General features: G+C 68.6%; 21 protein-coding genes. 6 read left to right on the top strand and 15 right to left on the bottom strand.

Annotated features, from left to right (window positions below; genetic code table 11):
• Window positions 1-241: 241 nt before the first annotated feature.
• The 6 genes from WA670_RS00460 to WA670_RS00435 all read right to left on the bottom strand — a co-directional run bounded on the left by WA670_RS00460 (window position 242) and on the right by WA670_RS00435 (window position 5020).
• Entirely contained in the window at window positions 242-625 is a 384-nt protein-coding gene (locus tag WA670_RS00460) for a helix-turn-helix domain-containing protein (RefSeq protein WP_336156624.1), read from the bottom strand.
• A gap of 386 nt (window positions 626-1011) precedes the next feature.
• Window positions 1012-1281 (bottom strand): hypothetical protein, encoded by a 270-nt coding sequence (locus tag WA670_RS00455; RefSeq protein WP_336156623.1) that lies wholly within the window; start codon window positions 1279-1281, stop codon window positions 1012-1014.
• Between the two features lie 64 nt (window positions 1282-1345).
• Complete coding sequence (locus WA670_RS00450) at window positions 1346-2545, bottom strand: helix-turn-helix domain-containing protein (protein WP_336156622.1); 1200 nt, start codon at window positions 2543-2545, stop codon at window positions 1346-1348.
• A gap of 114 nt (window positions 2546-2659) precedes the next feature.
• Entirely contained in the window at window positions 2660-2980 is a 321-nt protein-coding gene (locus WA670_RS00445; protein WP_336156621.1) for a hypothetical protein, read from the bottom strand.
• Window positions 2981-3501: 521 nt separating this feature from the next.
• On the bottom strand, window positions 3502-3780 hold the full coding sequence (locus WA670_RS00440; RefSeq protein ID WP_336156620.1) for a hypothetical protein: 279 nt from the start codon (window positions 3778-3780) through the stop codon (window positions 3502-3504).
• A 109-nt stretch (window positions 3781-3889) separates the two neighbouring features.
• Window positions 3890-5020, bottom strand: a complete 1131-nt coding sequence (locus tag WA670_RS00435; RefSeq protein ID WP_336156619.1) for a TetR/AcrR family transcriptional regulator — start codon at window positions 5018-5020, stop codon at window positions 3890-3892.
• A 224-nt stretch (window positions 5021-5244) separates the two neighbouring features.
• On the opposite strand from WA670_RS00435, the gene WA670_RS00430 reads away from it, so the two are divergent.
• The 4 genes from WA670_RS00430 to WA670_RS00415 are packed head-to-tail and all read left to right on the top strand — an operon-like array spanning window position 5245 to window position 9576.
• Window positions 5245-6111: an FAD binding domain-containing protein gene (locus WA670_RS00430; protein ID WP_336156618.1), complete on the top strand. Its 867-nt coding sequence runs from the start codon at window positions 5245-5247 to the stop codon at window positions 6109-6111.
• Window positions 6108-6632: a (2Fe-2S)-binding protein gene (locus tag WA670_RS00425; protein ID WP_336156617.1), complete on the top strand. Its 525-nt coding sequence runs from the start codon at window positions 6108-6110 to the stop codon at window positions 6630-6632. The genes WA670_RS00430 and WA670_RS00425 overlap by 4 nt, the downstream gene beginning before the upstream one ends.
• Window positions 6632-8971 (top strand): xanthine dehydrogenase family protein molybdopterin-binding subunit, encoded by a 2340-nt coding sequence (locus WA670_RS00420; protein WP_336156616.1) that lies wholly within the window; start codon window positions 6632-6634, stop codon window positions 8969-8971. The genes WA670_RS00425 and WA670_RS00420 overlap by 1 nt, the downstream gene beginning before the upstream one ends.
• Window positions 8972-9000: 29 nt before the next feature.
• Window positions 9001-9576 carry an SRPBCC family protein gene (locus WA670_RS00415; RefSeq protein ID WP_336156615.1) on the top strand — a complete coding sequence of 192 codons (576 nt, stop codon included), beginning with the start codon at window positions 9001-9003 and terminating at the stop codon, window positions 9574-9576.
• Between the two features lie 44 nt (window positions 9577-9620).
• On the opposite strand, the gene WA670_RS00410 is transcribed toward WA670_RS00415, so the two are convergent.
• The 9 genes from WA670_RS00410 to WA670_RS00370 form a co-directional block, all read right to left on the bottom strand.
• Window positions 9621-10235, bottom strand: coding sequence for a DUF4190 domain-containing protein (locus WA670_RS00410; protein WP_037808111.1), 615 nt, complete (start codon window positions 10233-10235; stop codon window positions 9621-9623).
• A 72-nt stretch (window positions 10236-10307) separates the two neighbouring features.
• Complete coding sequence (locus WA670_RS00405; protein ID WP_238603998.1) at window positions 10308-10877, bottom strand: helix-turn-helix domain-containing protein; 570 nt, start codon at window positions 10875-10877, stop codon at window positions 10308-10310.
• A 43-nt stretch (window positions 10878-10920) separates the two neighbouring features.
• Window positions 10921-12246, bottom strand: coding sequence for an MFS transporter (locus WA670_RS00400; RefSeq protein WP_336156614.1), 1326 nt, complete (start codon window positions 12244-12246; stop codon window positions 10921-10923).
• 180 nt (window positions 12247-12426) lie between these two features.
• Window positions 12427-13383 carry a PDR/VanB family oxidoreductase gene (locus WA670_RS00395; protein WP_336156613.1) on the bottom strand — a complete coding sequence of 319 codons (957 nt, stop codon included), beginning with the start codon at window positions 13381-13383 and terminating at the stop codon, window positions 12427-12429.
• A 21-nt stretch (window positions 13384-13404) separates the two neighbouring features.
• On the bottom strand, window positions 13405-14148 hold the full coding sequence (locus tag WA670_RS00390) for an SDR family NAD(P)-dependent oxidoreductase (protein ID WP_336156612.1): 744 nt from the start codon (window positions 14146-14148) through the stop codon (window positions 13405-13407).
• Complete coding sequence (locus tag WA670_RS00385; RefSeq protein ID WP_037808101.1) at window positions 14145-14648, bottom strand: aromatic-ring-hydroxylating dioxygenase subunit beta; 504 nt, start codon at window positions 14646-14648, stop codon at window positions 14145-14147. Before WA670_RS00385 ends, WA670_RS00390 begins: the two co-directional genes overlap by 4 nt.
• Window positions 14641-15912 carry an aromatic ring-hydroxylating oxygenase subunit alpha gene (locus WA670_RS00380; protein WP_037808099.1) on the bottom strand — a complete coding sequence of 424 codons (1272 nt, stop codon included), beginning with the start codon at window positions 15910-15912 and terminating at the stop codon, window positions 14641-14643. The genes WA670_RS00385 and WA670_RS00380 overlap by 8 nt, the downstream gene beginning before the upstream one ends.
• Window positions 15913-15925: 13 nt before the next feature.
• Window positions 15926-16306 carry a hypothetical protein gene (locus WA670_RS00375; RefSeq protein WP_037808097.1) on the bottom strand — a complete coding sequence of 127 codons (381 nt, stop codon included), beginning with the start codon at window positions 16304-16306 and terminating at the stop codon, window positions 15926-15928.
• Window positions 16307-16338: 32 nt separating this feature from the next.
• Window positions 16339-17460: an acyl-CoA dehydrogenase family protein gene (locus tag WA670_RS00370; RefSeq protein ID WP_037808095.1), complete on the bottom strand. Its 1122-nt coding sequence runs from the start codon at window positions 17458-17460 to the stop codon at window positions 16339-16341.
• A 135-nt stretch (window positions 17461-17595) separates the two neighbouring features.
• On the opposite strand from WA670_RS00370, the gene WA670_RS00365 reads away from it, so the two are divergent.
• On the top strand, window positions 17596-19053 hold the full coding sequence (locus tag WA670_RS00365) for a PAS domain-containing sensor histidine kinase (protein WP_037808094.1): 1458 nt from the start codon (window positions 17596-17598) through the stop codon (window positions 19051-19053).
• 96 nt (window positions 19054-19149) lie between these two features.
• Window positions 19150-19656, top strand: a complete 507-nt coding sequence (locus tag WA670_RS00360; RefSeq protein ID WP_037808091.1) for a flavin reductase — start codon at window positions 19150-19152, stop codon at window positions 19654-19656.
• Window positions 19657-19664 lie beyond the last annotated feature (8 nt).

The raw sequence follows: 19664 nt of genomic DNA, 5'->3' as shown, positions 1-19664 counted from the left end.
CCGCTTAGGGTCGGGCCGGTCGGGCTGGATCGCACGGGGCTGCGGGCTGCGGTTCTTCTCTGTGGGATTGGTCGTCCGGTGGTCCTTGCCCGACACCTGACTGGTCGGCCCCTTGCCCGCGGTGTTCCGCGGCTGATCTCCTCGCGCCATCTGACTGTCCTCATTCCGTCGTGGAAACGTGGGCAGCCCGATAGCCCGACCGTCGGGCGAAGCGCGACGACCGGGCGGCATCGGATCGGGCCTACTCGCGGGATCGGGGAGTCAACAGGGGCGAGAGTTCAATGGCGTTCTGCCCGCCGTGCGGCCGGATGGTCACCTTGTTGCGGAGCAGCAGCCGGCGGATGGTGCCGTACGACGTGCGGTGCTTGTCCGCCAGTGCCTGCATCGACGCCCCCTTGCCGTACTCGCGGATGATCGACGCGGTAGGCAGGTCGGCGCGCCTGACGCCCTGACGGATCGGCGGGAGCACCGCGCCCTCCTGCCGCAGCAGGCGACCGGTCCAGCTCAGCGACAAACCGTGCTCCCGAGCGATATCGGTGATCGGCGTACCGGCCCGCCAGGATTCGAGCATCCGGCGATTCCGCTCGATCCGGTTCGCGCGCGCCTCTTCCGGCGTGTCGGCCATTCGCTGTCCCGTCGTCGCAAGTCTGTGGATGGGGGCGGCGGCCTTCGGGAGAGGCCGCCGCCCCCTGCGCCCCGGCCCGGCGGGGGCGCACCCGGCGCCGCGGCGTGTCGGGGGATTACCGCCGCGGCACTCGGGGGTCTATTTGCCGCAGGTCCAGAACGGCTCGCCGCAGGTGCCGCACCGGTGGTCTGTCGCTGTGGCGGTCGCTCGGCAGGCTTTGCAGGCGAGCCGTATCCGAATCGGCCGGCGGGGCGGGCCCGGCCGAATGAAACCCGGAGCTTGACGCAGCCAGTCCGCGAAGAGGAACAGGGGATTGATCCCGCATTCGTCGTCAGCGTGGTGACGCCGCCGGTAGGCGTGGCCCCGCTGTTGCGCCGCTGCCGCGGTCATCTTGCGTCCAGCCCGGTGCAGCCGGGGCACCAGTCGGCGTCCACGAAGCCGGTCAGGTCGATCTCGCCGCGCTCGTGCCGTTCCGGGTAAGGGTCGCCAGTCGAGCACCACGGGATCAGCCAGCGCACCGACGGGTCGGCGAGGTCCCGCTTCCAGTAGCGGTGCGCTGTCTGGCGGTTCCCGTTGGTCGGGTCGGAGTGGACCCGCAACGCGAGCTCCGAGGTGTGCGGCCCTCCGTGTCGCCTTAGCTCACTCCGCGCTGTCATGCGAACAACGCTAAGAGTGATCGACGAGGCGAGGGGTACGGTTCGTACCCTCACCTGATCGGAGTCAGGCGATGGCGAGCCCGACTCGGCCGACGAGGTTGCGTACGGCGTCGCCTTGCCCCGCTGGCGGGCGCTTCGTGAGATCGATCAGCATGTCTCGGGCGTACCCGTTGAAGGAAATCGTCTCGCTCGCGACGCGCTGTGCCCGGTCGAGCAGCGCCAGCGTCCCGGCGCCGTCGTCCTCCTGGGCGTGGATTCGAGCCACCTCGATCAGATGCCGACCTCGGCGAGCAAGCGACGGGATCAGGACCGGGTCAAGGGCATCAGCGGCACGCCGAGCCTCCCCAGTGCGGCGCAGCTCGACGCCGAGCGTCACGGCGTGAGCCTGCATCACGCTGCGGGAGAACGAGGTTTGCGTGTGGCGGTAGTCGTCGCCGAGCTGCCGGGCGGTGCGCTCGGCAGCCTCCCAGTGGGCCCACGCGTCGCCGTGCCGCCCGCGCCGTGCGTGCACGTAGGCGATCTCCGCGTCGAGCGCGCCCGCCATCCCCCGCCAGTCGGCCGGCGAGCCGTCGAGGTACGGCAGCAGCAGGTCGCGCGCGTCGGTCGCCAGCGTGATGGCCTCGTCCCATCGGCCCGCGTCGCGCAGGGCCTGCACCATCGCCCACGAGCCCCCGGCCATGGCGTACGGGTCGTCAGCCTCCTGGGCTTCGGTCAGGGCGCGGTCGGCAACCATCCACACCAGTTCAGGCGACGGCTGGTACGCCACGTAGAAGTCGGCGAGCTGGTAGACGCCGCTGAGCACGACCCGTGCCGCGCGTCGTTCCTCGCCGCGCAGGGCGCGCGCAGTTGCTTGCGCGTCGCGGATGAGACCCGGCAGCAGGCTTCCGAGCTGGGTGCGGTGGTCGGACGACGAGTGGCGGACCAGCCATGCCATGCGCAACCGCTCGGCAAGATGCGGGACGGACGCCGGTGCCGGTGTGCGGCTGACGCGGTATTCGGTCAGCGCCGCCTGTACCTCGGAGAGCGCCGCGTGCCGCGGCCCGGCGTACACACTGACTGGGACAGCGTGACCGTTCCCGGTCAGGTCGGCGAGGTCGTCGAGTTCGAGCGCCTGGGCGATGCGCAGCAGCATCTGAAGCCGCGGCGTCTGGATACGGCCGTTCTCGACGGCCTTCAGCCACTCCGCGCTCTTGCCGAGCAAGCCAGCAAGAACAGGTCGGGACATGCCCGCCCTGTCGCGGTAGTGCTTGATCCTCTTGCCCACAGGAACATCGTCCGTGCTGGCCACAGTGACCACCCTCGTTCGCGGAGTCGTCCTCTCCACGTGGCCCCGGTGATCAGCCGGGGCCGTCCCTCCGCGAAGAGGTGCAGCGCCAGCCTAGCGCGCCGGTCCGGTGGGCCGCGGCCTCTGGCGCTGAGGGTTCACCAGCGCTACGCCGGCCAGGCCGACGATGCCCAGGATTCCGAGCGGAAAGGTCCAGGCACGGCGTGTGCCGACTGCGGAATCGCACGCCGTTTGCCTTAGCAAGTCGCCCAAATGGTCGTTGGCGCTGAGGCTGGTTCCGCAGTCGGACTGCGCGACCGTTGAGGCCGTGGGGGTGATGCTGAGGTCGGGGGCATGCACCTGCAGCACGGATCCGATGAGCGCCGCGATCAGGCACGCGGCGGCGATGACACCGATGAAGGCTCGGGGACTCATTCTCGCTCCCGGTTTGTGTAGTTCTGGCTCCGGTTGGTCGTGTTGATCTCCGTGGGTGTTACTGCTTCGCGTAGTGCGGCGTCAGCTTGATGCGGCCGTCCGCGCAACCGCGATCGCTGGTTGCGCGCAGGTTGCGCGGACGGCCGCGTAGCAGCAGGAATGAGGCGGTTCCGACCGGCATACGGACCGCCCTGACCTGTACTGACTAGTCCTCGTCGTCACCGAAGAGGACTAGCCGTCACCTACCTTGTCGGACTTGTAAACAGAAGGTCAGGGGTTCGAACCCCCTTGCCGGCTCCAGGAAAGCAGCCTTCGGGCCGCCCGAGTTGATCTTAACGCGCTGAGGCAAGCCCGAGCGGGCGCGACGAAGCGATTCGCGCCGTCCGTCTCGGGCGGGCCGGAATGGCCGCCGGTGCGGCAGTCTTGCCGACGACCGGAATCAGGCATCGCGCCTTGGTTGAGCCGGTTTCCTTCACTCGGCCCCAGGTTCGCGAAGACCCATTTGCGTCGAGGCTGCTGGTTCAGGCAGCGGACCGCGGGATGTCCGTGGCAGGCAAATCGATCGCGGCTCGACCGGCCTCGGTGAGGAGGGCCGGAACGCGCTCGCCGCGGCGGCCTGAGCGCAGGGGGACCACCAAGGCGAACCGGGCGAGGCGGTGGGCGGTGAATTGGTCGCAGCAGGGGACGCCGTCGATGTAGAGGTCGGGTTCGCAGCTGCAGGTCATTTCGGCGCGGCCGAGGCCGACGGCGGTGAGAGTGGCTCGCTCGCGGTGGTTCAGCGGGAGGATCTGGGCCGACATGACTGCCTCGCTGGGGTGGGTTCGCTTAGTGCTTCCTCCCACTGTGCGAGATCCATCTGGTGCCAGCCAGAGCCAGTTTCGAGCCTATCTCGCGGTACCAGATCCTGGATCAGGCCGGATCCGCCGAGGATAGGGATTCTTCCAAGATTCCCAGCAGCCTCGACAACGCAGTCCGTTCCGCGCTGCCCACTTGGCCGAGAAGTTCGTTCTCCCGCGGGAAATGCTCGCGCGCCACGCGGTCTATCAGTGCCCGGCCGGATTCGGTCAGGCGGAGGTGGACGACCCGGCGGTCCTTGCTGTCTCGTTCGCGGACTACCAGGCCTGCCTCCTCCAGTTTGTCTGCGCGGAGGGTCACGCCGCTCGGGCTCACGAGCGCCGATTCCGCGATCTCGCCCACGGTGCGGCGATACGGCGCGCCTGCCCGTCGCAGTGCGGTCAGGACGTCGAACGCCGCCATGGTGATCCCGTGTTCTTCCGCGATCCGGCTCACCGAAGCCCGGTACAGCGCTGAACATCGGTGCAGCCTGCCGAAAACGGCGAACGCGGACACGTCCTGCCCGGGGGTTTCGGTCCGCCATTCGTCCGGGACGCGGTCGACGGTGTCCGCGGCCGGCGGGTGTGCGCTGTCCAGGGCCGCGGACATCGCTTCGGCGAAGTAGGGCGCGAACGCCGCGCTCGGCACCGAGTGGGCTGGCTCGTGCGCGAACAGGTACCGCTCCATGACCACGCCGAACAGCACGCTGCGGACAAGCGCGATTCGCTCTCGTGCGTCCGGCGCGTCGGCCAGCAGTTCGGCGAGCGGTTCGGTGACTTGTTCGTCGAGGATCGCGCGCAATTGCTCAGCGCTCGCTTCGTGGGTGACCGCCGAGCGGATCAGCGCGGCCCAGGGGTGTTCGGCCGGCGTGCGGTCCCAGCGTTCGAGATAGGCGTTGGCCAGCGCGTGCGACAGCCGGGCCGGGCCGTCCGCGGCTGCCGCGACGATGTCGACGGTGATGCCCGTGCTCCCGCCGACGATTTCGCGGAACAAGCCGTCCTTCGAACCGAAGTACGCCATCACCGAGCCCGCTGTCACCCCGGCTTCGGCCGCGACCTCTCGGATCGACGTTCCCTCGTAGCCGCGTGCGGCGAACAGCCTGCGCGCGGCGTCCAGCACCGCGCGCCGGTTGCCTTCCGGATCTTGGGGGCGACCGCGGCGGCCCGCGGTCTCGCCCTGGGGCGGCGGGGCGTCGTCGGCGCTCATGCGGCCATCTTAATCGGTGGAGTTTGAACGACTGTTCATGATCGCGGGAGAGTGTTCGGGCGGCGGGTGGGGTGGATATATGGCAGGTGGGGGCGAATATTTCGATATGCGGCGGGGATCTGGCACGCGGGCCGCGGCAAGGAAATCTGCGGATGATCCTTGCGGTAGTAAATCTTTGGTGTAACTATCTTAGGGCTCAACGAACTTGACCGGAGAGGGTCAGCATGAAACCGAGCCCCTTCGATTACGCCGCTCCTGCCACCGTCGCGGAGGTCGTCGCGCTGCTGGCCGACGGGGACCGCGAGGCCAAGGTGCTCGCCGGGGGCCAATCGCTCGTGCCCATGTTGTCCATGCGGCTGGCTCGGCCCGAGGTGCTGGTGGACATCACCCGGATCGCCGGTCTCGCCCGGTGCGCGGTCGGCGGCGAAGGGGAGCTGCGGATCGGTGCCGCGGCCCGGCAGTCGGCGGTCGCGGCCGACCCGGTCGTCCGGCGCGGCTGGCCGTTGCTCGCAGCCGCGATCGACCGCATCGGGCATCCGCAGATCCGTCAGCGCGGGACGGTGTGCGGCAGTCTGGCCCACCATGATCCGGCCGCGGAACTCCCGGCCGTCGCGATCGCGCTGGACGCGTCGTTCGTGCTCGCCGGGCCATCCGGGACCCGAACGGTGCCCGCGGCCGAGTTTTTCGTCGCCACGTTTCAGACCGCGCTCGCCGACGACGAATTGCTCACCGAGGTCGTTTTCCCCGCGCAGCCTCCCGGACGAGGCTGGGCGTTCGAGGAACTGGCGCGGCGGCACGGTGATTTCGCCACCATCGGTGTCGGTGTCGTGCTCGATCGCGCCGCCGATTCTGTCGCCGGAGCACGGGTTGTGTTTTGTGGTGCGGGACCGGTGCCGGTCCGGCTGCTGCCCGCCGAAGCCGCCTTCACCGGAACTGCGCTCGACGCCGATGACCTGGCAGCGGCCGCGCGTGTCGTCCGCAGCCAGCTGGAACCGGCCGGGGATGTGCACTCGAGCGCTGAGTACCGCCGCGAAGCCGCCGCCCACTTGCTGACCCGCGCCATCACCATCGCTTGGGAGCGCACCCGATGAACACACCTGCCAACCCGCCGCTGACCGAACCGTCCGCATGGCACGCCGTCCGCCTGACCGTGAATGGGGAAGTCGTTGCCGCGCAAGTGGAATCCAGGCTGCTGCTGTCCGACTTCCTGCGCGATCGGCTGCGCCTGACCGGTACCCACACCGGTTGCGAACACGGGGTCTGCGGTTCGTGCACTGTCCTCGTCGACGGCGCACCAGCGCGCGCGTGCCTGACGTTCGCCGTGCAGTGCGAAGGCGCGGACATCCGGACTGTCGAAAGTCTCGCGCCGGGCGACGCGCCGCTCACGGCCGTGCAGCGCGCCTATCACGAATGCCACGGAATGCAGTGCGGTTACTGCACTTCCGGGCTCCTCATGACCACGACCGCACTCGCGTCGGCCGAGCACCGGCCCACCGAAGCCGAGGTCGCCGACGCGCTCAGCGGGCATCTGTGCCGATGCACCGGCTACCGCAACATCCGTCGTGCCGTGACGCAGGCGCTTGACGCGCAATTAGGAGAGGAATCCGCCTGATGACCGGAAAATCCGGCTGGATCGGCCGCCCGATGGCTCGCGTCGAGGACGACCGGCTGCTGCGCGGGCAAGGTCGATACGTCGACGACCTCGCCTTGCCGCACGCGTTGGAGGCGGCGTTCCTCCGCAGTCCCGAAGCGCACGCTCGCGTGGTTTCCGTGGATGTGTCGGCCGCGCTCGCGGCACCGGGCGTCACCGCCGTCTGGACCGGAGAAGACCTGGCGGACCTCGCCCCCTTGCTCAACCGCGAAGAATTGCGCATCCCGGCGGGGCTCGCGGAGACCGTCGATCCGACAGTGCGGATTACGCCGATGCCGCTGCTCGCCCGCGAGAAGGTCGCTTACGTAGGTCAGCCGGTCGCCGTCGTCTTCGCCGAAAACCGTTACCTGGCAGAGGACGCGCTCGAGTTGATCGACGTGCGATACGCATCGCTGCCGGTGGTAGTCGATCCGGAAGAGGCGTTGAAACCCGAGGCGCCGTTGATCCACGAAGACCTTCAGGACAACACCGCGGTCGCTGTGACGGCCCGCGTCGGGGAACCGGACGCGGCGTTTCGCAACGCTCACACCGTGATCAGCGAGGAATTTCACGCACACCGGTACGTTGCCTCTCCGATCGAGACCCGTGCCGTCGCCGCGCACGTGGACCCGTATCGCGGTGAGCTGACCGTCTGGTCCGGAACCCAGACGCCGCACCGGCTTCGCGATTCGATCGCGCGCACGCTCGGGCTCGACGCCGAAGCCGTCCGGGTGCTCGCCGTCGACGTCGGCGGCGGGTTCGGGCAGAAAGGAATTCTGTATGTCGAGGAGCTGATCGTCCCGCACGCCGCGCGATGCCTCGGCAGGCCGGTGCGCTGGCGCGAGGACCGCACGGAGAACCTCGTCGCGTCGTCGCACGCCCGCGAGCAGATCCATCGCATCGAACTGGCGGCCGACGCGGACGGACGGCTCCTCGGCGTGCGCGACCGGATCACGGTCAATTTCGGCGCTTACAACATGACCGGCCTCGTGGTGCCGTACAACTCGCTGTGCCACCTGCTCGGCCCGTACCGCGTGCCGAACGTCGCGATCGACGTGACCGGCGTGCTCACGAACACGACGTTCTCGACGCCGTACCGCGGGGCCGGGAGGCCCGAAGCGGTGTTCGCGATGGAGCGTGCGATGGACCGGCTCGCCGCCGCACTCGGGCTCGAACCCGCTGAGCTGCGCGCGCGGAACCTCGTGCGGCCCGCCGAAATGCCGTACCGGACCGGGCTGGTCGACCGGTCCGGTCAGCCGCAGGTCTACGACTCCGGGGACTTCCCGGAGCTGCTCCGCCGCGCGGTGGCGAGGGTCGATCTGCCCGCGATCCGGGCCCGGCAGGAATCGGGTGCGGTGGAAGGGAAACGCGTCGGCGTCGGGTTCGCGCTCTACATCGAGGCCACCGGCCTCGGCCCGTTCGAGACCGCCCGGATCGACCTCGCGCCCAGCGGCCGGGTGAAGCTGGCGATCGGCACCCCGTCGCAGGGCCAAGGGCACCGCACGGCCATGGCGCAGATCGCCGCGGACGCGCTCGGAGTCTCGCCGCGGCAGGTCGACGTCGTCGGCGGCGACACCGCCGCAACGGCCTTCGGGGTCGGCACTATCGCCAGCCGTGCGCTGGTCAACGCCGGCAACGCCACGCACCGCGCCGGACTGCTCGTGCGGGGGAAGGCACTCGCCGCCGCGGCCCGCAGGCTGGAGGTCGACGCGGCTGATCTCGACCTGGCAGACGGCGTGTTCACCGTGCGAGGGACCCCCTCCGGGCCGTCGCTGACGCTCGCCGAATTGGTCTCGGGTGCCCCGCTGTCCGACGACGGCCCCGGTGCCGAGCTGTCCGAAACCGTGCACTTCCGCCCGCCGGGATTCGCCGTGTCCAGCGGGGCGCACGCGGCCGTCGTCGAGGTCGACGAGCGCACCGGCGTGGTGGAGATCCGGAAGTACGTCGTCGTGCACGACGCCGGTGTCATCGTGAACCCGCTGATCGCCGAGGGCCAGGTGACCGGCGGGATCGCGCAGGGCATCGCGGGCGCGCTCTACGAGGAGATGATCTACGGGCCGGACGGCCAGCCGCGCACCGCCACGTACCTGGACTACCTCGTCCCGACGTCGTCCGAGATTCCGGATCTCGACCTCGACGAACTGCACACCCCGAGTCCGATGAACGACCTCGGCGTCAAAGGACTGGGCGAGGGCGGTGCGATCGCGCCGCAAGCGGTTCTCGCGAACGCGATCGAGGACGCCCTGCGCTCGCACGGCGTGGTGGTCCGCCGCGGCCCGCTCTCGCCCAGCCGGGTCCGCGACCTGCTGCGGTCTGTCTGAACCCGCACTCACGAAACGGAAAGAACGCGATGCGCCTCGACCACTCTTTCACCGTTCCTGCTGCCCCGGACGCGGCGTGGGAGCTGTTCCTCGACCTCGAGCGGGTCGCGCCGTGCCTGCCCGGCGCGGTCCTCGACCGGCTGGACGGGGAGTCGTTCTCCGGACGGGTCAAGGTCAAGGTCGGTGCGGTCCAGATGAGCTATCAGGGCTCGGGCACCGTCAAGCGCGACGAAGCCGCCCGGACTGTGGTGCTCGACCTCGAGGGCCGCGAAAGCCGGGGCACCGGCACCGCCGCCGCGACGGTCACGGCCGTGCTGGCCCCCGATCCCGCCGGGACTCTGGTGCGGGTGCGCACCGAACTCGCTCTCACCGGCCGTCCCGCGCAGTTCGGCCGCGGGATCCTCGCCGAAGTGAGCGACCGGATCGTCCAGCAGTTCACCGCGCGGCTCGCGGAAGCTTTGGCCGACCCGGGTTCCTCCCCGGCCGAGCCGGAAGCCGTCGATCTCGGGGCCGCGGTCGTGCCGGTGCTGCTGAAGAAGGCTGCGTTGCCCGCCGCGGCGCTCGTGGCTGTGGCGATTGTGGTTCGCCTGTTGCGTCGTCGATAGCTGCCGGTGCGGAGAAGGGCCCGACGAGCCCTTCTCCGCGCCGATCAGAAGCCGTCGCAGGTGGCGGTCGCGAAGTTGCCCGATGCCTTTGCCGTCTTGGCTTCCTTGCCGTCCACGACGACCTTGCAGGCCACCTCTCCGCCCTCGGCGCCGGTGGTCACCGACAGGCTGCCGCCCTTGAACAGGCCCTTCGTGGTGATGTCTTTCGACCACGGCAGGGTCTGCGGCTGGTCCTGGTTGGAGGACGCGTTGCCGTCGCCGATGGTGGTGTAGGTGATCGAGGCTTCCTTCGCGGTGCCGGTGACCTCGTAGTGGATCGTCACGACGCGGTTCGCTTCGTTGTTGACCTCGTTGACCACCTTGGCGGCCGTCACGGTCCACACGATGCAGATCGCCAGGCCGATCACCGACAGCACGAGACCGGCGATCGAGAGGCCCTTGTTCGTGGCCTTTCCGGACCGCGTCCGGACGAAGCCGAGTGCCGAGAAAATGATCCCGAGGATCACCAGCGGCCACGCCACGAGCCCGACGACCGGGACGAACGAGAAGATCAGGCCGATCAGTCCGAGCACGAACCCGGCGGTGCCGAGCCCGTTCTTCGGCTGGGCGGGCGGGGCCGGGTAGGGAGCGGGCGGCGGAGGATAATCAGGGGCGGACATGAGAGCCTTTCGTGATCGAACGTGCACAACCAGGTCGCACTGATCGCCCCGAGTGTTACGTGATGTCTGGTATCAATTCGTGCGCGGCTCCACATGCACTCGCTCGCCCTGCAGTCCGAAGAGGATCAGCAGTTCGACCGCGCCTCCGTCGGCTGAGCCGAGCCAGTGCGGTTCCGTCGTGTCGAACTCCGCTGCCTCGCCGGGCGGGACGGTCAGGTCCTTCGCGCCCACGATCAGGCGGAGATGCCCGTTGAGGACGTACAGCCATTCGTAACCGCTGTGTGTTTTCAACGCTGGTTCGGCGGAGCGGCCGGGGATGAGCATTTTGTACGCGTGCACGCCGCCCGGTCGCCGGGTCAGCGGTACGTAGGTCATCCCGTGCTGGTGGATCGGGCGCAGGTGGACGCGCGGGTCGCCGGCGCGGGGCGCGCCCACCAGGTCGTCGATCGGCACGTCGTAGGCGCGCGAGAGCGGCAGCAGCAGTTCCAGGTTCGCCCGGCGCTGGCCGTTTTCCAGGCGGGACAGGGTGCTTTCCGAGATGCCGGTCTCCGCTGACAGGTCGGCCAGGGTGATGCCTCGCCGGGTGCGCAGGGTGCGCAACCGCGGGCCGACCGCGTCCAGGACTTCGTCGATCTCACGCATGACCCCAGTCTCGCGGAAGCGGCGAGACTGGGGCGCGTTCAGGTCAGCCGACCAATTCGGGAGCCGGTTTCGCGGCACGCCGCGCGGGGGCGGTTTCCGGGAGGATCAGCAGGCAGACCAGGCTCAGCACGAGCAGCGCGGCCAGGTAATAGCCGACCGCGAGGGCGTCGCCGGTCGCCGCGACGATGCGGTTGGCGATCATCGGGGAGAGACCGCCGCCCAGCACCGCGCCGACGTGGTAGCCCACGCCGAGGCCGGACTGGCGCTGCTCGCGCGGGAACAGTTCGGCGAACCACGTGTACATCGGTCCGAAAAGGATTCCGGTGGCGGCGAAACCCAAGAGCAGCGCGACGAATACCGAACTGATGGTGCCCGCCGACGCGATCGGGAACATCACGAGAGCGGCGATGATCGACAGGACCGCGCCGGTCACCATCACCGGTTTGCGGCCGATCCGGTCGGACAGCCAGGCGGATCCGACATTCGCGGCGGCGTGGCACAGCAGCGTGATCGTCGAAATGGTGACGATCGGCGCACGCGGGAGGCCGAGACCTTCCGGGGCGGCGGCGGTCGCGTAGGACAGCATGAACGTGACGAGCGCGAAAGTGCAGGCGGTGAGGCCGAGGTTCGCGCCGGCGATCAGCAGCAGTCGTCGCCAATTCGAGCGGAGGACGTCGGCGAGCGGCTTTTTCGCACGCGTTTCCGCGGCGGCCATTTTCTCGAATTCTGGGCTTTCCGAAACGCCGCGGCGGACCCAGATGCCAATCGCCAGCACGATGCCGCCGGCGAGGAACGGGAGACGCCAGCCCCAGTTCATGATGTCGTCGTTGGGCAGCAGGAGAACCAGCGCGAACGCCAGGTTCGCCAGGACGACACCGATCGGTGAGCCCAGTGCGACGAAGGAACCGTAGAGGCCGCGCCGTTTTTCGGGCGCGTGCTCAACGGCGAATACGGCCGCACCTGCGCTTTCCCCGCCGCGGGCGGCACCGTGCAGCAGGCGCAGTCCGACGAGCAGCAGCGGCGCGGCGATGCCGATCACCGCGTACGGCGGGAGAACGCCCATGCCCAGCGTCGCGATACCCATCAGCAGAAACGCGGCGTACAGCGCGGTGCGACGGCCTCGACGGTCGCCGATCCAGCCGAAAAGCGCCGCGCCGAGCGGGGCCATCACGAAACCGATGGCGAAGGTCGCGAGGCTCATGAAGGTGCCGAACCAGGCGTTGCCGGTTTTGAAGAACACCGACCCGAACACCAGCGCCGCCGCGGTGCCGTAGATCGAGAAGTCGTACATTTCCAGGGAAGTGCCGACGCCGGCGGCGAATCCGAGCCGCAGCACGCCGGGAGGGTGCGCTTCGTCGCGCTTGGCCATAGCAGGCCTTTCGTCGTCTCGCGCGGAATGCGCGGAGTGTCCGGTGGTGGGGAAACGGTGGACACAGCTTAGGGAAAGCGTGACGAAGGAGGCAAAGTCCGATTTGCGGCGGATTGATAAATAAAATCGATCAATTAATAGACAAGACGGCCGGAATCGCGAGGATTCCGGCCGCTCGGCTCAGTACAGTTCGATCACCAGTTTTTCGGAGCGCGCCCGCGACACGCACAGCGCCATCTGGTCGCCGGAAGCCTTGTCGCTGGCCGAAAGACACTGGTCGCGGTGCTCCGGCGTGCCTTCCAGCACTCCGGAAACGCACGAACCGCAGATGCCTTCCTCGCACGATTTGAACACCTCGATCCCGTTGTCGGTCAGCACCGACAGGATCGACCGGTCGGCCGGGATCTCGAATACCTCGCCGGTGTCGAGTTCGACGGTGAACGGCTGGTCGCCGCTCGTGTCGACCTCGGCCGCGGTGAAATGTTCGACGTGCACCTGCGGTTCGCCGACCACGGGAGCGAACACGCCGGTGACCTGCTCCATGAACCCTTCCGGGCCGCAGGTGTACACGTGCCCAGCGGAACCGAGCCCGGAGGCCACTTCGGTAAGCACGGCGGGCTGTTCATCGCGCGGTACCCCGAAATACAGCAGCACTCGGTCCCGGAATTCAGCCTGTTCCTCAAGCAGGGAAACAAAAGCCGCTGACTCCCGGCTGCGCGCGAAGTAGTGCAGTTCGAATTCCGCACCGTCCGCGTGCAGCTGATAAGCCAGGCTCAGCAACGGAGTGATGCCGATGCCGCCCGCGATCAGCACGTGCCGCTCGGCGTCCGGAGCCAGCGAGAGCAGATTCCGGGTTTCGCCGATCTCGAGCTTGTCGTTCTCCGCGACGGTGTGCAACGCCTCGGAACCACCGCGCGAATCCGGCTCCCGTTTCACCGCGATCAGCAGCGAGGACGTGTCGTCCGGCCGCCCGCACAGCGAATACTGGCGCAGGATCCCGGTCGGACCGGTGACGTCGACGTGCGCACCGGCGGGATGCGGGTCGAACGGCAGACCGTCGGCGCGCACGAGGCGGAGCGCCCGGATTCCAGGCGCTTCCTCGACGACCTCGGCCACGCGGACCACGGTGTTCGGCATCGGCTCTCCGTTTCAAGCGGTTCAGCGCAGGTAAAGGCCGCCGTTGGCGTCCCAGCAGGCCCCGGTGACCGAGGCCGCGCCGGGCGAGGCGAGCAGCGACACCATCCGTGCGATGAACGCCGGGTCGCCGAGCCGTCCGACGGGGATGTTCTTCGTGAAGGCCTCGAGGTTGTCCTCGCCGACGATCGAATGCACCATCGGGCTGTCCAGCGGCCCGGGGGACACGGAGTTCACGGTGACCCCGCGCGAGGCGAGTTCGCGCGCGAACACCTTCGTCGCGGACATGATCGCGCCCTTGGACGACGCGTAGTGCCCGCCGGTCGCGGTGCCGCCGTTCTGGCCTGCCAGCGACGCCATGTTCACGATCCGCCCGTAACCCTGCTCGGCGAAGTACGCGCCGAAGATCTGGCAGGCGGTGAACGTGCCGGTGAAGTTGACCGCGAGGACCGCGTCGAGGTCTTCCGGCGTGATCTCCATCAGCGGGGCTGCCTGGGTGCGGGCCGCGTTGTTGACCAGCACCTGCACGCTGCCGAAATCGCGGACGACGTCGTCCTTCAGCTGCGCGAGCGCCGCTCGATCCCGTACGTCGACCTCGTAGCCGCGGCAGTAGCCAAGGGACGCGGCCAGCTTTTCGGCCGCTTCACCGTTGATGTCCACGATCGCGACGCGGTAGCCCTCGGCGTGCAACTGCCGCACGATCGCTTCGCCGAGGCCGTTCGCGCCACCCGTAACTACCGCGACGTGCGGCTCCGTTTGCGCGCTCACAGCAGGAATCCCGCGGCCGGAACGGCTTCGTCGCTGTTGACCAGCCGGACGACCTTCAATGCGATCCGGTCGCCTTCGGGACCGTCTGGCGAGAACCGGATGCGGTGCACCAGATCCGCCGCCCACAGGTCGTGGTTGCCGCGCTTGTAGGCGACCAGGATCTGGGCTGAACGCAGCACGACTTCTTCGTCCGAAACAGATTCCGGCACGAAACGCGACACCGTGCGCACGGTGCGGGCGGAGTCGACGGCGGCGAGCGCGTAGCCCTCGGTCATCCGCGCGACGCGCATCTGCCGCATCCGCGCGTCGTCGTAGACCATGTTCAGCGAACCGGCGAAATCATCGGTTTCCCGGTCGATCGGGATGACGTAAATCCCGTCTTCGGCGAACAGCTTTTCCCACTCGTGGTATTCGGTGCGGTCCAGCAGTTCCGCTTCGCGGTTGACCAGCTCGACGGCGCGCGCGACCCGCGTGTCGGTGGTGGGGATGGTCTCAGTCATCGCCCATCATCTCCTTCCACTGGGCGTACGCGGCGCGCATGCCGGTTTCGTCGGTGACGTGCGAGGTCGGCCAGCCTTCGGGGCTCGCCTTTTCCCGCGCGAGCCCGCGGTTGACCAGGATCGGCAGGTCCGGGCCGCCGTGCGCCCCGCGCTGCACGCGGTCCCAGCCCTCGGCGTCGTCGGGCGTGCCGAACCCGAACGGGCCCTGGAAGTGTTCGTGGATGCGCAGCCGTTCGCGGTTGACCACGTCCAGCTCCGGCGGTCCGTCGGGACCGATCGCGACGTGCTCGATCAGCGTCTCGTTGACCGAAATCGGCCGCAGCACGCGGAAAAACGCCGCGGACATCGAGACGTTCGGGAACAGGTTGAGGTTGAACCCGGTGCCGTGCATGGCCCGGACCACCTTGCGCACCTGCGCCTCGTCCAGCGTCTTCGACAGTTCGGACACGACGTGGTCGAACCGGCCCTGCAGCGGCTCGGTGCCGTCGTCGACGTCCAGATCGGAGTGCTCCGGCACCATCTGCATGACGCTGTGCCCGTTGCCGAGCGAATGCGTGATCGCCGACGGATCGGTCATGAACGACATCATGTCGGCGGTTTCCGCGTCCACCGAAGCCATCCACGACCGGTGCACGATCGGGAAGTGGTAACCGTCGGTGGTGTTTTCCAGCTGGATCTTCCAGTTGCCGCGGAACTTGAACTGGTGCTTGCCCAGCACCTTGATCGGGTAGCCGCCGCCCTGCTTCATGAACCGGTCGATCCACAGTTTCGCGTCGCCCAGGAAGTCCTCAAGGGACTCGCCGTCCTCGGCGAAGGTCGCGAAAACCATGCCGCCGTAGGATTCGGTGCGCAGTTTCTTCAGCGACAGTTCGCCCTTTTCCAGCACGCCTTCGTAGCCGTCCGGGTAGGGGATGCCGCGCAGCTTGCCGTCGAGGCCGTAGCTCCAGGCGTGGTACGGGCAGGTGAAGCCGTTGGCCTTGCCGCTCGGCTTCTCGCACAGGCTCGCGCCGCGGTGGCGGCAGCGGTTGAGCATCGTGTGCAGGGTGCCCTTGCGATCCCGCGTCACGATGACCGGCTGACGGCCGACGTAAGTGGATTTGAAGTTCCCCGGCTGCGCCAATTCGCTTTCGTGCGCGACCCACACCCACGAACGTTCGAAGATCTGCGTCATCTCGCGTTCGAAGATTTCCGGGTCCGTGTAAAGCCGGGCGGCTACGCGGTCGCTCTCCGCGAAATCGGCGGGAACAACGGTGTTCTCAGTCATGAGGTCTCCGATTTCAGTCGGGCAGGTCGACGTCTTCGCGGACGGTCAGCGGACGGCCGATCCGGGCTTCGATCTTGGCGAAGCGCCACAGCTTGACGCCATTGCTGCCGACCTCCGTGGTGCGCAGCAGGTTGCAGCCGGCCTTGACGGTTTCCTGGCTGTCGGCGTCGGCGAGGATGTAGCAGGTCCACGGCCAGCCGTCAGACGGGCCGACCATGTGCGCGTCGTCGTCGATGTCGCCGATGAACGTGATGCCCGGCAACGCTTTCAGCTGGTCCATCATGGACACGAAGGACTGCCAGACGTCGCCGATGGTGATGCCGTCGGCGGGCAGGTCGAAGAAGTTCTGGTTGATGCCGATGCAGAAAAGCACCCGCAGGGGCTGCGTGCTCACAGTCGGAGACTCCTCGTCGTGGTGGTGGCTGGTCAGCGGAAGCCGGGGCTGGTCGGCGGCTGTCCCATGAGAACCGCGCCGGCGGCGTCGTGGATGGCCGGGCCCAGGAACGCATGCTGCTTGGGTACCAGTGCGTCGCCCTGAAGTCCACGCAGCGGGTGCGTCGAGTAGATCGGCGCGGTGCCGGAAATCTCGACGAGCTTCGATACCACCTCGGACGCCGTCTTCGCCAAGTGCGCGGACGAAAGCCGCAACTGGGCGTTCTGTTCGTCGGTGGCCTCGTCGCCGGAAACGACGGTGTCCCAGACCTCGTGGCTGACCTCGTAGAACCAGGCGCGGGCGGACCGCAGCGCGGCCTCGGCGTCGGCGTACCCGGTGCGGTAGTAGCCGCGGTCGGCGAGCTTCGGCGCGCCGGTGACGCCGGTGTATCCAGCGCCGACCTCACGGGCGTGGTCGAGCGCGGCCCGTGCGACGCCCGCGCCGACGATGGCGAGAACCTGCGCGGCGTAAGCGATTGTGGGGTACCGGTAGAGCGGCTCGTCGACGGTGGGCGCGCCGCCGCGGATGAACGTCCACTCGCGCGGGACCTCGACGTCGCGCACGACCAGGTCGAACGAACCGGTGCCGCGCATGCCGACGACGTCCCATTCCTGCACGATCTCGACCTGGTCGGGCCGCAGCAGCGCGGTGCGCGGTTTCCCGCCGGTCGATTCGTCGCCGGGGATGCCGACGCCGAGGATGTCCGCGCCCATGCAGCCGCTGGCGAACTTCCACCGGCCGTCCACGCGGAAGCCGGTTTCGGTCGCCGGGGCGGGCTGGACCGGGAAAAGCCCGCCGGCGAACGCGACGTCCGGACCGTTTTTGTACAGCTCGGCCTGGGTGTCGAGCGGGAGCGCGGCGAGGTAGATCAGCGACGAGCCGAAGCTGGCGACCCAGCCGGTCGAACCGTCCACTGTGGAAATCCGCTCGATCAGGCGGAGGAATTCGGCGGGCGGGAGCGGGTTGCCGCCGAACTTCGCGGGCGTGCTGGCCCGGTAGACGCCGACCTGCTTGAGCCGGTCGATGAAGTCGCGCGACACGTAGCGCTGCTGCTGGAACTCGTCCTTGCGCGTGGCGAGCTCGGCGAGCACCTCCTCCATGGTGACTTCGCTCATCGCTGCTCCTCAGAATGCCGGTGCGGTCGGTCCGACGGTACGAAGGACGCCGCCGCGCGGGAATTGGTAGTGCCTGAGCGGGCGTAGGGGATTTCTTCAGTGCGAGCCGCCAGCCAGGGGCTTTACCCTGAGCCGATGGAAGCGGACCCGCGCGCGCCCGAGCTGACGACGCACGATTTCGTCGCGATGCTCAACGCCAGCCGCACGTGCGTGCTCGTGCACGACGGCGCGACGAAGAACATCCTGTGGGCCAATCCGGCTGCCTGCGAGATGCTCGAATGGAGCGTCACCGAGCTGCGGCCGCTCAAGGCGAACCACATGAGCAGCTCCGCGCAGCAATACGACCGGGTGATCGGGCGGGCGTGGCTGCAGGAGGCGGTCGAGAAGGGCGTCAGCCGGATCGAATGGCACTACCGCACGAAATCCGGCCGGGTGATCCCGACGGACGCGGTGGCCACGCGGGTCGAGCTGGCCCAGGGCCCGGCGGTGATGGTGCAGTTCCGCGACATCGAACGCGAGCAGGAAATCGAGCGTGAGCTGCGGTTGACCACGTCCTGGGTGGACGCGCTGGCCCGGCAGACGTCGGCGGTCGCGCTGATGCTCGACGGCTCGGGCGAACTGCGGTTCGCGACGGACTCCGCGGTCGCGCTGTTCGGGGCGACGCCGGATGAGCCGCTGGGCCGGTTGACCGACTACGCCGCTCTGCGTCTCGACGACCGTCCGGCCACTTGGGACGAGGTCCGCGAACGCGCCGTGCCAGCCACTCAAGTTCGGCTGGAAATTCAGGGCCGCGTGTGGCTGGAGGGCAGCGTCGAACGGCTTCGGGAGCCTGGTGGAGACGCGTTTCTGCTGCTGCTCCACGACGTGTCCGAGCGCATCCGCGGCGAGGTTCAGCGCGAGCGTGACCTGCACCGGGAGAACTACCTCGCGCGCTACACCGCGATGGGCGACATGGCGATGGCGATCGCGCACGAGCTGAGCCAGCCGCTCGCCGCCGCGGGCAACTTCCTGGCCGGTGTCCGATCGCGGACGCTCGATGCCGCGCCGGTTGTGTACGGCATCGACAGCGCGGTCCGGCAGATCGAGCGGGCGAGCCAGATCGTGTCGTCCGTGCGCGCGTTCGTCGGGCATCTGGAGCACGTCGAGCAGGTCGCCGACCTCAACGAGATCGTCGAGGAATGCCTGTACTTCGTGCGGTTGCGAGCCGAACCGGCCGCGATCGAGGTGACCTTCGACCGGTCGGCCGAAGCGGTGCCCGTGCACTGCGAACGCGTGCTGACCGGCCAGGTCGTGCTGAACCTGTGCTTCAACGCGATCGAAGAAATGGCTCAGTGCCCGGCGCAGCGGCGCAGCCTGGTGCTCACCACGCGCCGCGACGGCGACACCGGCGTGGTCACCGTGGACGACCGCGGCCGCGGCTTCCCGCGCAATCCGTTCGACGAGTCGTTCACCGCGAAGGAGCGCGGCAGCGGCATCGGACTGGCGCTGAGCCACCGCATCATCACCCGCCAGCACGGGACGATCTGGGCCGAACACCGCGCGGGCGGCGGTTCGCGCTTCGGCTTCGCACTGCCCGCGACCGGCCCGGGTTAGGAATTCTTCAGCTACGCCGGGGAAGTTCTCGATATCCCGGGACCGGTGCGGCTTTGTACGGTCAGAGAAGTCCCGGCCCCAGTCCTAGGAGGCACCGTGTCCGAGCTGACCCGGACCCAGCGCGAATTCCGCACCGCGATGGCCAACCTCTCCGCGGCCGTCAACGTCGTGACCACCGCCGGCCCGCACGGCCTCGCCGGGATGACGGTGAGCGCGGCCTGCTCGGTCACCGACAGCCCGCCGACCGTGCTCGTCTGCGTGAACCGGTCCAGCCGGTCGCACGCGATCCTGGTCGGCAACGGCCAGGTCTGCGTCAACGTCCTCGGCCCCGGCCAGGAAGACCTGGCCATGCACTTCGCCGGCGCGACCAAGGTGCCGACCTCCGAACGCTTCGACCAGGACTGCTGGGACCTCGACAGCGAGGACGCCCCGGTCCTGCGCGGCGCGGCGGCCTCGCTGGTCGGCCGGATCGTCGGCGAACAGGAGCACGGATCGCATTCGGTGCTGTTCGTCGAGATCGAGAAGGTGCTGACCGCGCCGGACAGCGGTGCTTTGGTGTACTTCCAGCGCCGCTTCCACCGGCTTGCCGCACTCAGCGCCTGATCGAGGAG

It is taken from the genome of Amycolatopsis sp. VC5-11, from assembly GCF_037034185.1.
GTDB lineage: Bacteria > Actinomycetota > Actinomycetes > Mycobacteriales > Pseudonocardiaceae > Amycolatopsis > Amycolatopsis nivea.
This window is presented reverse-complemented; position numbering and strand designations above follow the sequence as displayed.

Excerpts from the sequence above, each read along its gene's own strand:
- WA670_RS00460 (WP_336156624.1), bottom strand. The coding sequence starts at position 625 with ATGGCCGACACGCCGGAAGAGGCGCGCGCGAACCGGATCGAGCGGAAT.
- WA670_RS00435 (WP_336156619.1), bottom strand. The coding sequence starts at position 5,020 with ATGAGCGCCGACGACGCCCCGCCGCCCCAGGGCGAGACCGCGGGCCGC.
- WA670_RS00415 (WP_336156615.1), top strand. The coding sequence starts at position 9,001 with ATGCGCCTCGACCACTCTTTCACCGTTCCTGCTGCCCCGGACGCGGCG.
- WA670_RS00400 (WP_336156614.1), bottom strand. The coding sequence starts at position 12,246 with ATGGCCAAGCGCGACGAAGCGCACCCTCCCGGCGTGCTGCGGCTCGGA.
- WA670_RS00440 (WP_336156620.1), bottom strand. The coding sequence starts at position 3,780 with ATGTCGGCCCAGATCCTCCCGCTGAACCACCGCGAGCGAGCCACTCTC.
- WA670_RS00420 (WP_336156616.1), top strand. The coding sequence starts at position 6,632 with ATGACCGGAAAATCCGGCTGGATCGGCCGCCCGATGGCTCGCGTCGAG.
- WA670_RS00405 (WP_238603998.1), bottom strand. The coding sequence starts at position 10,877 with ATGCGTGAGATCGACGAAGTCCTGGACGCGGTCGGCCCGCGGTTGCGC.
- WA670_RS00365 (WP_037808094.1), top strand. The coding sequence starts at position 17,596 with ATGGAAGCGGACCCGCGCGCGCCCGAGCTGACGACGCACGATTTCGTC.
- WA670_RS00385 (WP_037808101.1), bottom strand. The coding sequence starts at position 14,648 with ATGACTGAGACCATCCCCACCACCGACACGCGGGTCGCGCGCGCCGTC.
- WA670_RS00370 (WP_037808095.1), bottom strand. The coding sequence starts at position 17,460 with ATGAGCGAAGTCACCATGGAGGAGGTGCTCGCCGAGCTCGCCACGCGC.
- WA670_RS00445 (WP_336156621.1), bottom strand. The coding sequence starts at position 2,980 with ATGAGTCCCCGAGCCTTCATCGGTGTCATCGCCGCCGCGTGCCTGATC.
- WA670_RS00425 (WP_336156617.1), top strand. The coding sequence starts at position 6,108 with ATGAACACACCTGCCAACCCGCCGCTGACCGAACCGTCCGCATGGCAC.
- WA670_RS00395 (WP_336156613.1), bottom strand. The coding sequence starts at position 13,383 with ATGCCGAACACCGTGGTCCGCGTGGCCGAGGTCGTCGAGGAAGCGCCT.
- WA670_RS00410 (WP_037808111.1), bottom strand. The coding sequence starts at position 10,235 with ATGTCCGCCCCTGATTATCCTCCGCCGCCCGCTCCCTACCCGGCCCCG.
- WA670_RS00430 (WP_336156618.1), top strand. The coding sequence starts at position 5,245 with ATGAAACCGAGCCCCTTCGATTACGCCGCTCCTGCCACCGTCGCGGAG.
- WA670_RS00380 (WP_037808099.1), bottom strand. The coding sequence starts at position 15,912 with ATGACTGAGAACACCGTTGTTCCCGCCGATTTCGCGGAGAGCGACCGC.
- WA670_RS00455 (WP_336156623.1), bottom strand. The coding sequence starts at position 1,281 with ATGACAGCGCGGAGTGAGCTAAGGCGACACGGAGGGCCGCACACCTCG.